This window comes from Gordonia sp. (in: high G+C Gram-positive bacteria), assembly GCF_012515855.1.
Classification (GTDB): Bacteria; Actinomycetota; Actinomycetes; order Mycobacteriales; family Mycobacteriaceae; genus Gordonia.
On record NZ_JAAYXO010000058.1, the window covers coordinates 1 to 14,156 of the forward strand.

Annotated in this window: 12 protein-coding genes; 1 reads left to right on the forward strand and 11 read right to left on the reverse strand. The window is 67.6% G+C overall.

Going from position 1 to position 14,156, the window contains the following annotated elements; genetic code table 11:
* Positions 1 to 13: 13 nt before the first annotated feature.
* From GX543_RS03725 to rpmE, 6 genes are all read right to left on the reverse strand, one after another.
* Entirely contained in the window at positions 14 to 1,183 is a 1,170-nt protein-coding gene (locus GX543_RS03725) for an MraY family glycosyltransferase (protein WP_290849875.1), read from the reverse strand.
* A 2-nt stretch (positions 1,184 to 1,185) separates the two neighbouring features.
* Complete coding sequence (locus tag GX543_RS03730; protein WP_290849877.1) at positions 1,186 to 2,496, reverse strand: serine hydroxymethyltransferase; 1,311 nt, start codon at positions 2,494 to 2,496, stop codon at positions 1,186 to 1,188.
* Complete coding sequence (locus GX543_RS03735; protein WP_290849878.1) at positions 2,496 to 3,155, reverse strand: L-threonylcarbamoyladenylate synthase; 660 nt, start codon at positions 3,153 to 3,155, stop codon at positions 2,496 to 2,498. The genes GX543_RS03730 and GX543_RS03735 overlap by 1 nt, the downstream gene beginning before the upstream one ends.
* A complete protein-coding gene (locus GX543_RS03740) occupies positions 3,152 to 4,180 on the reverse strand; it encodes a HemK/PrmC family methyltransferase (protein ID WP_290849879.1) in 1,029 nt (342 codons plus the stop codon). The genes GX543_RS03735 and GX543_RS03740 overlap by 4 nt, the downstream gene beginning before the upstream one ends.
* Positions 4,177 to 5,250, reverse strand: a complete 1,074-nt coding sequence (gene prfA / locus GX543_RS03745; protein WP_290849881.1) for a peptide chain release factor 1 — start codon at positions 5,248 to 5,250, stop codon at positions 4,177 to 4,179. The genes GX543_RS03740 and prfA overlap by 4 nt, the downstream gene beginning before the upstream one ends.
* Positions 5,251 to 5,346: 96 nt before the next feature.
* Positions 5,347 to 5,559, reverse strand: coding sequence for a 50S ribosomal protein L31 (rpmE, locus tag GX543_RS03750; RefSeq protein ID WP_290849882.1), 213 nt, complete (start codon positions 5,557 to 5,559; stop codon positions 5,347 to 5,349).
* A 301-nt stretch (positions 5,560 to 5,860) separates the two neighbouring features.
* Here rpmE and GX543_RS03755 point away from each other — a divergent pair, with 301 nt between their 5' ends.
* Entirely contained in the window at positions 5,861 to 7,045 is a 1,185-nt protein-coding gene (locus tag GX543_RS03755; protein ID WP_290849884.1) for an FAD-binding protein, read from the forward strand.
* 198 nt (positions 7,046 to 7,243) lie between these two features.
* Here GX543_RS03755 and rho read toward each other — a convergent pair whose 3' ends face one another.
* The 5 genes from rho to lysA all read right to left on the reverse strand — a co-directional run bounded on the left by rho (position 7,244) and on the right by lysA (position 14,131).
* Positions 7,244 to 9,151 carry a transcription termination factor Rho gene (gene rho / locus GX543_RS03760; protein WP_290849913.1) on the reverse strand — a complete coding sequence of 636 codons (1,908 nt, stop codon included), beginning with the start codon at positions 9,149 to 9,151 and terminating at the stop codon, positions 7,244 to 7,246.
* Positions 9,152 to 9,360: 209 nt separating this feature from the next.
* Positions 9,361 to 10,311: a homoserine kinase gene (thrB, locus tag GX543_RS03765; protein WP_290849885.1), complete on the reverse strand. Its 951-nt coding sequence runs from the start codon at positions 10,309 to 10,311 to the stop codon at positions 9,361 to 9,363.
* Positions 10,312 to 10,327: 16 nt separating this feature from the next.
* The gene (thrC, locus tag GX543_RS03770; protein ID WP_290849887.1) at positions 10,328 to 11,413 is read right to left on the reverse strand and encodes a threonine synthase; all 1,086 of its coding nucleotides are present in this window, start codon (positions 11,411 to 11,413) and stop codon (positions 10,328 to 10,330) included.
* Positions 11,406 to 12,713 carry a homoserine dehydrogenase gene (locus GX543_RS03775; protein WP_290849889.1) on the reverse strand — a complete coding sequence of 436 codons (1,308 nt, stop codon included), beginning with the start codon at positions 12,711 to 12,713 and terminating at the stop codon, positions 11,406 to 11,408. Before GX543_RS03775 ends, thrC begins: the two co-directional genes overlap by 8 nt.
* Positions 12,710 to 14,131 (reverse strand): diaminopimelate decarboxylase, encoded by a 1,422-nt coding sequence (gene lysA, locus GX543_RS03780; RefSeq protein ID WP_290849891.1) that lies wholly within the window; start codon positions 14,129 to 14,131, stop codon positions 12,710 to 12,712. Before lysA ends, GX543_RS03775 begins: the two co-directional genes overlap by 4 nt.
* Positions 14,132 to 14,156: the final 25 nt, after the last annotated feature.

Consider the following 14,156-nt stretch of genomic DNA (forward strand, 5'->3'; position numbering starts at 1 on the left):
AGGTTCAGGTTAGCTAGGACGACGCCTCTCGAGCCAACCAGCGACGGATCCGCGGAGCGAAGGTCGCGGTGAGTGCGATCAGCAGCCCGGCCACGAAGATCGGCATGACGACCTCGATCGGGACCAGGGTGCCCAGTGCCACGGAGAACGCCAGAACGCCAACCCAGAGGTAGATGACCAGGGCGACGCGACGTTGCGAGTGGCCCAGCTCCAGGAGCCGGTGGTGCAGGTGCATCTTGTCCGGCGTGTAGAAGCCGACACCCGCTCGGGTACGTCGGATCACCGCCATGATCATGTCGAGCATCGGGATGAACATCACTGCGGCCACCAGGATCAGCGGCGACAGCAGCGTGAACATGTCGGCGGGGCCGTACGCGCTGCGCGCGACGCGACCCGAGGCGCTGGTGGAGGCGGCCGCCAGCATCAGCCCGATGAGCATGGCACCCGAGTCTCCCATGAAGATCCGCGCCGGCGAGAAGTTGTGCGGCAGGAAGCCGAGGCACGCGCCCGCCAAGGCGGCTGTGATCAGTGCGGGCGGGTAGTAGCTGACGTCGCCGCCCTGATCGTGAAGCAGCCCCAGCGAGAACAGACAGATCGCGACCGCCGCGATGAGCCCCAGACCGGCGGCGAGACCGTCGAGTCCGTCCACGAAGTTGATCGCGTTGATCGTGGTGACCGTGATGGCCACGGTCAGCAGGCCGGCCTGCAGCGGATCGAGCACCACGGTGCCGATGTCGGCGAACGGCACGTACAGCAGGTACCAGCTGACGCCCATGATCACGAGGACCCCCGCGGCGGTCAGCTGTCCGACGAACTTGGTCAGCGCGTCGAGCCCCCATCGGTCGTCGATGATGCCGACCAGAACGATCACCAGACCCGCGGCCAGCACTGCCAACATGTCGTTGGTATACGAGAATCCCCTGTTCAACGCGGGCAACTGGGCGGCCAGGCCGATGGCGCAGACGATACCGAAGTACATCCCCACCCCACCGAGACGGGGCGTCGGAATCACATGGACGTCGCGCTGTCGCGGGACGGCGACGGCGCCGAAGCGAACCGCGGACACGCGGACCTGCGAGGTGATGAAGTAGGTGATGCCTGCTGCGGTGAGCGCCACGAGGGCGAGCTCGCGCAGCGGTACGCCCGCACCGCTGCTGGACGACTCCAGCGCGACCTCCAGCACCGCTACCGCTCCCCCAGCGCAGCCACCTCGCGGGCGATCGCGGCCTGGCGCGCGGTGTCGTCGCCGTCGGTGTGCATCGCCTCCAACATGAGATCGGCGATGGCGGGCATCTGTCCCGGCCGGAGGCCGTCGGCGGCCAGGACCGCACTGCCGAACCGAATCGCGGACCCCTCGGTGATCGGCGCCTCATCGAAGGGCGTCACCGCCTTGTCGACGATCATTCGGCAAGCGGCGAGTCGTCGTGCGGCCTCGCGTCCGCTGATACCCGCAGAAGAGACCTCGACCACGGCGAGATGAGTGTCGGTGCCGCCCGAGACGACCCGCAGGCCGCGCTCGTCGAGTGCCGCGGCGAGCGTCGACGCGTTGTCGGCCACCGCACGCGCGTACTCGGCGTACTCGGGCCGCGCGCATTCGGCGAACGCCACCGCCTTTGCCGCGATGGAGTGCATCGCAGGCGCCCCCTGCATGAACGGATAGACCGCACGAGAAAGCGATTCGGCGTGCTCAGCACGAGCGAGCAGGAGACCGCCGCGGGGCCCGCGCATCACCTTGTTGGTGGCGACGGTGACCACATCGGCGTACGGCACCGGCGATTCCAGCACGCCGCCGACCGCGAGACCGGCGATGTGCGCCGCGTCGACCCAGAGCACGCATCCGGCCTCGTCAGCGATGGTCCGCATGGCCGCGAAGTCCCAGGCCCGCGAGTAGGAGGTTCCGCCCGCGACCAGGATCCGGGGCCGGTGAATCAGCGCTAGTTCGCGGATCTGGTCGTAGTCGATGCGTTCGGTGTCGGGACGGACGCCGTAGTTCAACACCGAGAACCAGCGGCCGGAGAGATTGGCGCGCGAGCCGTGCGACTGATGTCCACCGTGCTTGAGACTCAGTGACAGCACCTGATCGCCGGGCTGGGAGAACGCGGCGTAGACCGCGAAGTTGGCGAGCGCCCAGGACAGCGGTTGGACGTTGACGTAGTCGGCGCCGAACAGCGCGGCGGCCCGGCTGATCGCCAGCTCCTCCACCTCGTCGACCACTTCGACGCCGCCGTGGTAGCGGTGGCCCGGGTAGCCCTCGGCGTACTTGTCCGCGAGAATCGAGCCGACCGCTGCGCGCACCGCCGGTGTGGCCGACGACTCGGCTGCGAGCATCTGCAGGCTCCCTCGGCGACGCGTCGCTTCGCTTTCCAGGAGGGCCGCGATCTCCGGGTCGGTGGCCAGCGGATCGGTTGCCGCGGGATCAGGCGCTGTCGGATCGGGCGCGGTGGGATCAGGCGCTGTGGGATCGGGCGCTGTGGGATCAGGCGCTGAGGCAGCCATCACGGGGCTCCCCGGAGGTCCTCGACGTCGACGTCGAGGACTTCGGCGATGTCCGCCGCGGTGATCGCTCCCTCGCGCAGGATCCGAGGCGTCTCGCCGGTCAGATCGACGATCGTCGAGGCCACCGCGTGATCGGCGAGTCCGCCGTCGAGGTAGACGGCGACCTTGTCCTGCAACTGGTCGCGGGCCTCTCCGACCATCGTGGCGGGCGGCATGCCGGAGATGTTGGCACTCGAGACCGCCATCGGTCCCACTTCGCGCAGCAGCTCGATCGCCACCGGGTGCAGCGGCATGCGGATCATCACGCTGCCGGAGGTGTCTCCGAGGTCCCAGGCGAGCGACGGCGCCTGCTCCACCACCAGACTGAGTCCACCCGGCCAGAACGCCCGGACCAGTTCCCGAGCCTGCGGCGAGACCGAACGGACCAGCCCGTCGACGGTGTGCCACGAGCCGACGAGGACCGGCACCGGCATGTCGCGGCCGCGGCCCTTGGCAGCTAGCAGCGCTGACACCGCTTCACTGTCGAACGCATCGCAGCCGATGCCGTAGACGGTGTCCGTGGGCAGCACGACCAGGCGGCCCCCGCGGGCCGCACCCACGGCGGCGCGAAGGCCCGCTTCCCGCTCGTCGGGGTCACTGCAATCGAATACCGCACTCACGCGTTCCATCCTTCCACGCAGTCGCTCGCCGATGCCGCCGACCCACTGCCGCGCCGTCGGACAGCGCTGACGAATCGCGGCCGGTCCGCGAGATCACGGTGCGACCGGACCTGATCGAAACAGCCGGTGTCCTCGAGTCGTGCGCGGACTCGGTCGGCGGTCGTGTCGTCGTGCTCGATCGCGACAGGCACGCCGGATGCCAGGACCTCGGCGAGGATCGGGGCGAGCCGGTCGATCAAGTCCATCCCGGAATCGCCGGAGAAGACGGCCTCCGGGGGGTCGTGAGCGACCTCCGGAGACACCTCCGAACGTTCGGGGACGTACGGCGGGTTGCTGACCACGACGTCTGCCTTCGCCAGGATCGAGCGCATCGCGTCGATGTCGGTGACGTCGGCGCGTACCGCCGCGACGTCCGCGCCGAGTCCGATCGCGTCGATGTTGCGTTGCAAGTACTCCCCCGCGGTCGGCGACAACTCGACCGCCGTCACCCGAACCCGCGCTCCCCCGACCTGTCGTGCGTGCCAGGCGATCGCGAGTGCCAGAGCACCGCTGCCCGAGCAGAGGTCGACCACCCTGATCTCCGTGGCACCGCTCGCGGTGTTGATCCCCGTGGCACCGCCGGCGGTGTCGATCCCCGTGGCACCGCCGGCGGTGTTGATCCCCGTGGCACCGCCGGCGCGGACTTCAGCGATGCGCGCCAACGCCCACTCCACCAGCAGTTCGGTCTCCGGACGCGGAATGAACACCCCCGGTCCCACCTCGAGCTCCAGACCGGCGAAGTACGCACGCGAGGTGATGTGCTGCAGCGGGACGCGTTGCACCCGACGCGCCACCGCGGCCTCGATGCGTTCACGCTGCTCGTCGGAGACGGAGTCGATCAAGAGCAAGCGGCCGGGATCCACGCCGAGCAGTTGCGCAACCAACTCGGCGGCATCGGCCGCCGCGGAGTCGATGCCTGCGTCGGCGAGTCGGCTCGCCACCCGTCGGCGCAGTGCGTCGGCCGAGAGGCGCCCAGAATCCGTCACTGCTGGAGGCGTGCCTGCTTGTCGGCCTCGACGAGGGCGTCGAGCAGGGCGTCCATCTCGCCGCCGAGAACGGAGTCGAGGTTGTTGGCCTTGTAGCCGATACGGTGATCGGTGATCCGATTCTCCGGGAAGTTGTACGTGCGGATGCGCTCGGAGCGGTCGACGGTGCGGATCTGCGCCTGACGTCCCGCGGCGGCCTCGGCGTCGGCTTCCTCTTCCGCCGCGGCCTTCAGTCGAGCGGCGAGCACCTGCATCGCGCGCGCCTTGTTCTGCAGCTGGGATCGTTCGTTCTGGCAGGTGACGACGATGTTGGTCGGCAGGTGCGTGATGCGGACAGCGGAATCGGTGGTGTTGACGCCCTGCCCGCCCTTACCGGAGCTTCGGTAGACGTCGATTCGCAGATCCGATTCGTCGATCTGGATCTCCTCGACCTCGTCGGGCTCGGGGTAGATCAGCACGCCTGCCGCGGAGGTGTGGATGCGGCCCTGCGACTCGGTGACCGGCACGCGCTGCACGCGGTGCACGCCGCCCTCGAACTTCAGCCGCGACCACACGCCGTCCCGGACGGTCTCGCGGGCCTTGATGGAGAGGGTGGCCTCCTTGTAGCCGCCGAGGTCGGATTCGGTGACGCCGAGGACGGTGGCCTTCCACCCGTGCTTCTCGCAGTACTTGAGGTACATCCGCACCAGGTCGGAGGCGAACAGTGCCGACTCCTCGCCGCCCGCGCCCGACTTGACCTCGACGACCACGTCGTCGGAGTCGTGGGGATCGCGCGGCGCCAGCAGGTCGGTGAGTGCGGCGTCGAGTTCGGCGACCGTGGTCTCCAGCGCCGGGATCTCTTCGGCGAATGCGGAGTCGACCTCGGCGAGCTCGCGGGCCGCCTCGAGGTCGTCCCGCGCGGAGGTCAGCTTGGTGTAGGTCGTCATCACCGGGGCGAGCTCGGCGAACCGCTTGCCCACTCGGCGCGCGTTGGCCGGATTGTCGTGCAACGACGGGTCGGACAACTGGTCCTGAAGTCCGGCGTGTTCGGCCAGAATGTCGTCGATGGCGGACGGTTCCTGCGTGCTCACCTGTTCAGTCTCTTTCGTCTCAGGGTCCAGTGCGGCAAAACGACAGACGCCCGACGCGAAACCAGCGGTGGTCTCGTGTCGGGCGCCTGGTGCGAGCTACTTGACGCGCTTGCCGTAACGCTTCTCGAAGCGCGCGACGCGGCCGCCGGTGTCCAGAATCTTCTGCTTGCCGGTGTAGAACGGGTGGCAGTTGGAGCAGACTTCCACGGTGATGTGGCCGCCCTTGGCGGTGCTGCGGGTGACGAACTCGTTGCCGCAACCGCAGTTGACGGTGGTCACCTCGTAGTCGGGGTGAATTCCCTGCTTCATGTGATGTCCCTTCATCGTGGTCGCCGGGTCACCGCTGACGAATTTCAGTGGTGTGAACCGGAACCGGACTGACCGACGAATTATTCCACAGCCGAGCGCATCGGGACCAATCGCCCGACCAGGAATCCCCAGGAACGAGAGTGAAACCAGTCTCTTTTCCGTGCCAGAGGGTCCTGAACTGGCACTTTGAGGGCTTACCCTGATACTTGCGCGTGCGCACGCGGCTCAGACCCCTGCGGTTCAGACCCCTGTGCGAACAGCCGCACCCGAACCGACCGACCACAGGGGGCATAAGGAAGAGATGACACCGGCGAATTCGACTCTAGAACGCAGTTCCGCTCGCGCTTCCAAGCGACCTCGCTGGTCCCGTCGCAACCCGTACTCCGCCGTCGTCGTCCGCAACGAGCTGCTGACCGCCCCGGAGAGCGAGAAGGAAGTCCGCCACCTGGTCCTCGACATCGAGGGCTCGGGCCTCGAGTACCAGCCGGGCGACGCCGTCAACGTGACCCCTGCCAACGAGCCCGCGCTGGTCGCGGCGATCGTCGAGCGACTCGGCGTTCCCGGCGAGACGCTCATCGCCGACCGCAAGGGCGAGCGCACCCTCACCAATGCGTTGACCCACGGATTCGAGATCACCTCGACCTCCCCGTACCTCCTCGATCACCTCGCGAATGCTCGCGGGATCACCGAGGTCGCCGACCTGCTCGTCGGCGATCGCGCCGCGATCGAGGCGTGGTCGCGCGGTCGCGATGTCCTCGACTTGCTGAACCTCGACCCCACGTGGTCCCCCACTCCCGAGGCCTTCCTGGCCGAGCTCCGCCCGCTCGCGGCACGCACCTACTCGATCTCGTCGTCGCCGTCGGTTCACGAGGGCACCCTGCACCTGACTCCCGCGACGCTCCGCCACCCCGCCACCGACGCTTGGGGCGACGGCCGGGACCGCGGCGGCGCGGCATCCACCTACCTGGCCGATCGTGTCGACGAGGGCGACACCGTCGGCATCTACGTGACTGCGAACAAGTCGTTTCACCTGCCCGAGCCGGACACCGACATCATCATGATCGGCCCCGGAACCGGCATCGCGCCGTTCCGCGCCTTTCTGCACGAGCGCTCCAACGACGACGGCAACGGCCGCAACTGGCTCTTCCACGGCGCCCGGCACCGCGATCAGGACTTCCTGTACCGCGAGGAGATGTGGGCGATGGAGGCCGACGGCAATCTCCGCCTGGACGTCGCGTTCTCCCGCGAGCAGGAAGAGAAGGTCTACGTCTCCCACCTGATGGGTGGCGAAGGCGAGGAACTGTACAGCTGGATCCGCGACGGCGCCATCCTCTACGTCTGCGGCGACGCCACGAGCATGGCCCGCGATGTCGAAGAGACCCTGACGGCGATCATCCGCGACTACGGCGATTTCGACGACGACGGTGCCCGCGCCGAGGTCGAGCGCCTACGAGAAGCAGGCCAGTACCGCCGCGACGTCTACTGAGGCGGCAGTTGACCTGGTAAAAGAGAGGGCTGGGTAGAGGATTTCCTCTACCCAGCCCTCTCTTCGAGGTTCAGGTTGAGTGGGTGTGACCTGGCCTCGACAGAACGTCACCTGGTCTCGACCGAGTTCTCGGCCTTCGGCCTCGTGACTCGGCTCGACCTGCCGCTCCGCGTCATCGGCTCGACCTGCCGCTCCGCGTCAGTCTCCGGCCACTCCCGGCGCGTTCTTGCTGACCTGCATCAGGAACTCGACGTTGCTGCGGGTCTTCTTCAGCTGGGCGATCAACAGGTCGATGGCCGCCTGCGAATCGAGGCCTGCGAGGAGGCGACGCAGCTTGTGCACGATCGCGAACTCATCGGGCGAGAGCAGCAGCTCGTCCTTGCGCGTGCTCGACATGTTGACGTCGACGGCCGGGAACACTCGGCGCTCGGCGATCTTGCGATCGAGCTTGAGCTCGGCGTTGCCGGTGCCCTTGAACTCCTCGAAGATCACCGTGTCACCGGTAGAACCGGTCTCGACCAGCGCCGATGCGATGATCGTCAGCGAGCCGCCGTTCTCGATGTTGCGCGCGGCGCCGAGGAAGCGCTTCGGCGGGTACAGCGCCTGCGAGTCAACACCACCGGACAGGATGCGGCCCGACGCCGGCGACGCGTTGTTGTACGCGCGGCCGAGGCGGGTGATCGAGTCGAGCAGCACCACCACGTCCATGCCGCTCTCCACGAGGCGCTTGGCGCGCTCGATCGCGAGTTCGGCGACGCTCGTGTGGTCTGACGGCGGCCGGTCGAAGGTCGAGGCGATGACCTCGCCCTTCACCGAACGCTGCATGTCGGTGACTTCCTCGGGGCGCTCGTCGACCAGGACCACCATCAGATGGCATTCCGGGTTGTTGGTCGAGATCGCGTTGGCGATGTCCTGCAGGATCGTCGTCTTACCGGCCTTCGGCGGCGACACGATCAGGGCACGCTGTCCCTTGCCGATCGGCATCATCAGGTCGATGACGCGGGTCGACAGCCGCTCCGGCGTCGTCTCGAGACGCAGCCGCTGGTTCGGGTACAGGGGCGTGAGCTTGGTGAAGTCCGGCCGCTTGCGCGCCGACTCGACATCGGTGCCGTTCACCGTGTCCAATCGGACCAGCGGGTTGAACTTCTGGCGCTGGTTGTTCGGGTTGTCTCCGTCGCGAGGCACCTTCACTGCACCGGTGATCGCGTCACCGCGGCGCAGATTGTTGCGCCGGACCATGTTCATCGAGACATAGACGTCGTTCGGCCCGGCCAAGTAGCCGGAGGTCCGGACGAAGGCGTAGTTGTCGAGGACATCGAGGATGCCCGCGACCGGAGCAAGGACGTCGCCCTCGTTGACCTGCGGGTCGCCCTGGTTGCCGCCGCCCTCGCGATCGCGACCACGACGACGCTCGCGGAACCGGCGTCCACGGCGACGACCGCCGCCCTCGCCGTCCTCGTCGTCTCCACCACGGTTCTGGCCGCCCTGGTTCTGGCCGCCCTGGTTCTGGTTGCCCTGGTTCTGGTTGCCCTGGCCCTTGTTGCCCGAGTGCTGGTTACCCGAGCTCTTGTTCTCTGGGTTCTTGTTATCTGAGTTCTTGTTCTCTGGGCCGGACTTCTCGCCGGAGTCCTGGTTCTTCTCGCCCTGGTTCCGGTTGCTGTTATCGCGGTTGTTGTTATCGCGATTGCTGTTGTCCCGGTTGCTGTTGTCGCGGTTGCTGTTATCGCGATTGCGCTGGCGATTGCGGCCGCGGTTGCCTTCGCCCTCGTTGTTGACCGCAGGCTTGTCCTCGGAAGCCGGCTTCTCGCCGGAACCAGCCTTGGCCTGCGAGGATTCAGCTGACGGCCGCTCGTTCTTCGCCTCGACCGGCTTGTCGGCTGGGCCATTGGCGGCAGGCTTCTCAGCGACAGGCTTCTCTGCCGCCGGCTTGTCTGCACCCGGGTTGTCAGCAGCCGGGTTGTCGGATCCCGGTGCCTTGGCGGCTGCCTTCGGGGCGCCACCGTGCTGATGTGCACGGATGACGTCGATCAGGTCCCCCTTGCGCATGCCCGAGGTTCCCTTGATGCCCAGCTCGGCTGCCAGAGAACGGAGTTCTGGGAGGAGCATGGCGGAAAGTCCGGTACGGGCCCGCTTCGGTGCCTGTACATCCGTTTCAGTCACGGAGTTCCTTTCGTTCCCCGGATTCAGATGCCGGGGTCCCCGTCCAGAGGGACGAAGAAGCAAAATTTGTTGGTTCGCCGGACGATCGGATGGAGAACAGACACACCCTGAGTCCCGGCGGGGCAGTTTTAGCGTACCACCCAGTAGCCGAAAGGTTAGGAGATGACCTCGACGCCGCCGGCCACGTCGACCGGTTTCATCGCGAATCCCAGCTCTGCAGCCAGTTCAGACTCGTGGGCGCCGAGCGGAGCAGTTCCCAGAACCAACACCGACGGTCCAGCACCCGACACGGTAGCGGCGTGTCCCCGCTCGCGCAATGCCTTGACCAGTCGCGTCGTGTCGCCGAGGGCTTCGGCACGGTAGTCCTGATGCAACTTGTCCTGCGTCGCATCCATCAGGCAGTCGGGATCGACCGTCAGCGCCACCACGCCGAGCGCCGCGCGACTGACGTTGAACACCGCGTCGGCGCGTGGCACGGCATCCGGCAGCAGGCCGCGGGTGGCCTCGGTCGAGGATTCGACCTGCGGAACAAACGACGTCGCGACAATCGACGGATGCAGGTCGAGGCGCCGCGCAAAAAAGGCGTCCTGCCCGTGCGACCAGGTGACGACCGCCGACCCGAGCACCGACGCGGCGGCGTTGTCGGGATGGCCTTCGAACTCACTCGACAGCTGGACCAGTTGCACGTCGTCGAGCGCGGGACGACGACCGTCGGCAGCCACCAGCCCCGACGCCGCAGCCAAGCCGCCGACGACGGCCGCGGCCGACGAACCGAGCCCACGCGAATGCGGAATGGCGTTGACGCACTCGAGGTGGAATCCGGCGACCGCCACGCCGGCCGCTTCGAAACCGCGGACGACCGCGCGGGCGACCAGGTGCCGCTCGTCGAGCGGCACCTGGTCCGCGGCTTCGCCGGTCACGACGACAGTGATCCCACCGTCGGTGACCGTGACGGCGACCTCGTCGTACACCGACAGCGCCAGACCCAGGCAGTCAAAGCCCGGCCCCAGGTTGGCACTCGACCCGGGAACCCGCACCCGAACAGAAAGCCCTTCGGGGAGAATGCATTCCGCTTCGGAAGCGCCGATCGTGGTCCGTGTCGTCATCGCCGTATCCAACTTCTCAGTTCACACCCAGTGCGGTCGCGACAGCCACCGGATCGACCTCGATCGCGTCGACCTTCGGCATCCCGAGCAGCGCGGTGTCCGGGTCCTTGAGGCCGTTGCCGGTGACCGTGCACACGACGGTCTCCCCCGGCTTCACCCAGCCTTCGGCGTGGCTGGCGAGCAGTCCGGCGACGCTCGCGGCCGAGGCGGGCTCGACGAAGACGCCTTCCCGGCCCGCGACCAGCTTGTACGCCTCGAGGATCTTCTCGTCGGTGGCCGCGCGGAACATGCCGCCCGACTCGTCCTTCGCGGCGACGGCCTGGTTCCAGCTCGCGGGCGAGCCGATGCGGATCGCGGTCGCGATGGTCTCCGGGTCGCTGACCGGCGCACCGTTCACCAGTGGTGCGGCGCCGGCGGCCTGCACGCCGAGCATGCGCGGCAGCGAGTCGATGATGCCGTCGGCGTGGTACTCGCGGTAGCCCTTCCAGTACGCGGTGATGTTGCCCGCGTTACCGACCGGGAGCGCGTGCACGTCGGGAGCCTTGCCGAGGACGTCGACGATCTCGAACGACGCCGTCTTCTGTCCCTCGATGCGCGCCGGGTTGACCGAGTTGACCAGCTCGATCTCCGGGTAGTCGGAGGTGACCTTGCGAGCCAGCTCCAGACAGTCGTCGAAGTTGCCCTGCACCTGGATGACCTTGGCTCCGTGCATCACGGCCTGGGCCAGCTTGCCCATCGCGATCTTGCCCTCGGGGATCAGGACGGCACAGGTGATGCCCGCGCGGGTGGCATACGCCGCGGCCGAGGCCGAGGTGTTGCCGGTCGAGGCGCACAGCACGGCCTTCTTGCCGTTGTTGACCGCGTTGGTGACGGCCATGGTCATACCGCGGTCCTTGAAGGAGCCGGTGGGATTGAGTCCCTCCACCTTCAGGTACACGTCGCAGCCGGTGATCTCGGAGAGCACCGGTGCCGAGATCAGCGGCGTGGCGCCTTCGAGGAGGGTGACGATCTTCCAGTCGTCGCCCACCGGCATCCGATTGCGGTAGGCCTCGATCAGGCCGGGCCACCCGCGGTGAACGGGCTGGTACTGGTTGTCAGTCATCGGTTCCCTCCAAGCGGAGCACGCTGGACACCTTGAGTACGGAGTCCATCTTTTCAAGTGCGGCAACAGTTTCCGACTGTGCGCGGTCGGATGCGCGATGGGTCACGACGATCAGCCGAGCGTCGTCGCCCGCGCCTTCCTGGCGAACGGCGGCGATGCTGATGCCGCGGGCGGCGAACTCGCCCGACACCTGGTGCAGCACGCCGGCCACGTCTGCGACCTTCATCGAGACGTAATAGCGGGTCGGAACCTCGTCGATCGACGCGACCGGCAGGCCGGCGTAGGTCGACTCCAGGGGGCCGCGGCCGCCGAACACCCGGTTGCGTGCGGCCATCACCAGGTCGCCGAGCACGGCCGACGCGGTCGGCGCGCCGCCTGCGCCCTGCCCGTAGAACATCAGGCGGCCGGCGTTCTCGGCATCGACCGCCACGGCGTTGAAGGCGCCGTTGACGGTGGCAAGCGGATGATCGAGCGGAACCAGCGCCGGGTACACGCGCGCCGAGATCTTCTGCTGACCGTCGACGTCGATGCGCTCGCAGATCGCCAGGAGCTTGATGGTGCAGTCGAACTTCTTGGCTGCTTCGAGGTCCTTCGACGAGATCTGGGTGATGCCCTCGCGGTACACGTCCGCCGCGGTGACCCGCGAGTGGAACGCGATCGAAGCGAGAATGGCGGCCTTCGATGCGGCGTCGAAGCCTTCGACGTCGGCGGTCGGATCGGCCTCGGCGTAGCCCAGGCGGCCGGCCTCGGCGAGCACCTTGCCGTAGCCTGCGCCGGACTCTGCCATCTCCGAGAGGATGTAATTGGTGGTGCCGTTGACGATGCCGGAGACCCGGTTCACCGAATCACCCGCCAGCGACTGCGTCAGCGGGCGGATCACCGGGATCGCGCCCGCGACGGCGGCCTCGAAGTACAGGTCGACGCGCTGGTCCTCGGCGGCCTTGGACAATTCGCCCGCATGCTCGGCCATCAGCGCCTTGTTCGCGGTGACGACGGACTTACCGGAGTCCAGGGCGGCGCGGATCAGCTTGCGTGCGAGTTTGACGCCGCCGATCAACTCGACGACCAGGTCGACGTCGTCGCGCTGAACCAGCGCCAGCGGATCGTCGGTCAGCAGCGACGGGTCGATGCCTTCGCGCACCTTGTCCAGGTCGCGCACCGCGATGCCGCGAAGTTCCAGCGGTGCACCGACGCGCGCCTTGAGGTCGTCGGCCTTCTCAATGAGAATCCGGACGACCTCGGTGCCGACGTTGCCCATGCCCAAGACGGCTACGCCGATCGGACGGGAAGATTCACTCATTCCGGATCCACCTCCAAGCTCAAGAAATCCTCGACCGTCTCGCGTCGCAGCATGACGCGAGACCGGCCTTCGTTCACCGTGACCACAGCTGCTCGCTGGACCATGTTGTAGCGACTCGACATCGAGTAGCAGTACGCGCCGGTGGCGCCCACCATGAGGATGTCGCCAGGCACCAGGTCCGCGGGCAGCCAGCAGTCGCGAATAACGATATCTCCGCTCTCGCAGTGCTTGCCCACTACCCGGCAGACGACGGCATCGGCCGTGGAGACGCGGGACGCCAGGCGGACGTCGTACTCCGCGTCGTACAGGACCGTGCGGATGTTGTCGCTCATGCCGCCGTCGACCGAGACGTAGCGTCGAACGGCCTCGCCGTCGAGAGCGACGTCCTTGATGGTGCCCACCCGATAGAGCGTCACACCCGCCGGTCCGGCGATGCCGCGTCCGGGCTCCACCGCGATGGTCGGCATCGGCAGGTTCAACGCCTGCGACTCGCGGCGGACGATCTCGGCCAGCGCCTCGGCCAGCACGCTGACCGGCGGCGGGTTGTCGCTCTCGAGGTACGAGATGCCGAGGCCGCCGCCGAGATCCAGGAGCTTGATCTGCTTGGTCTTCTCGACGCCGAACTCCGCGACGACGTCGGCGAGCAGACCGATCACGCGACGTGCGGCGAGTTCGAAGCCGTCGATCTCGAAGATCTGCGAGCCGATGTGGCTGTGCAGGCCGACCAGGCGCAGGTTCTGGGTCGCGAACACCGCGCGGACCGCGTCCATCGCCTTGCCGCCGGCGAGGGCGAAGCCGAACTTCTGGTCCTCGTGCGCGGTGGAGATGAATTCGTGGGTGTGGGCTTCGACGCCGGGCGTGACGCGGATCAGGACGTCGACGATCTTGCCGCGCTCGCCCGCGATCCGGTCGAGGCGCTCGATCTCGTAGGTCGAGTCGAGGACGATGTCGCCGACGCCCGCGTCGACCGCCGCTGCGAGTTCGCTTTCGGACTTGTTGTTGCCGTGCAGCGCGATGCGCTCGGCCGGGAAGCCCGCGTGCAGCGCGATGGCCAGCTCGCCGCCGGAGCAGACGTCGAGCGAGAGCCCCTCCGACTCGATCCACTTGGCGACCTGCGTCGACAGGAACGCCTTCGACGCGTAGTGCACTCGTCCGTACGGGCTGAACGCGTCCTGCATGTCGGCGCAGCGCGAACGGAAATCGGCCTCGTCGTACACGAACAGCGGGGTGTCGTAGTCGTTCGCGAGGGTGTCGACGGCCACGCCGCCGATCTCGACGACTCCGTCGGCGTTGCGCGCAGTGCCGCGCGGGTACACGTTCGCCGGAATGCGCGAGAGCTCTTCCGGACTGTTGGGACGCTCCGCCAGGTGCGGCGCGGCCAGGATCTCGGCGTGGCGAGGGCCTGCGGGATGTGCCATTAGCTGTGCTCCTGCATCGAGTCTT

What these genes read in the sequence shown, in the direction of transcription:
- GX543_RS03730 (WP_290849877.1), bottom strand. Translation starts at nt 2,496, where the DNA reads ATGGCTGCCTCAGCGCCTGATCCCACAGCGCCCGATCCCACAGCGCCT.
- rpmE (WP_290849882.1), bottom strand. Translation starts at nt 5,559, where the DNA reads ATGAAGCAGGGAATTCACCCCGACTACGAGGTGACCACCGTCAACTGC.
- GX543_RS03755 (WP_290849884.1), top strand. Translation starts at nt 5,861, where the DNA reads ATGACACCGGCGAATTCGACTCTAGAACGCAGTTCCGCTCGCGCTTCC.
- rho (WP_290849913.1), bottom strand. Translation starts at nt 9,151, where the DNA reads ATGCTCCTCCCAGAACTCCGTTCTCTGGCAGCCGAGCTGGGCATCAAG.
- thrB (WP_290849885.1), bottom strand. Translation starts at nt 10,311, where the DNA reads ATGACGACACGGACCACGATCGGCGCTTCCGAAGCGGAATGCATTCTC.
- thrC (WP_290849887.1), bottom strand. Translation starts at nt 11,413, where the DNA reads ATGACTGACAACCAGTACCAGCCCGTTCACCGCGGGTGGCCCGGCCTG.
- GX543_RS03775 (WP_290849889.1), bottom strand. Translation starts at nt 12,713, where the DNA reads ATGAGTGAATCTTCCCGTCCGATCGGCGTAGCCGTCTTGGGCATGGGC.
- lysA (WP_290849891.1), bottom strand. Translation starts at nt 14,131, where the DNA reads ATGGCACATCCCGCAGGCCCTCGCCACGCCGAGATCCTGGCCGCGCCG.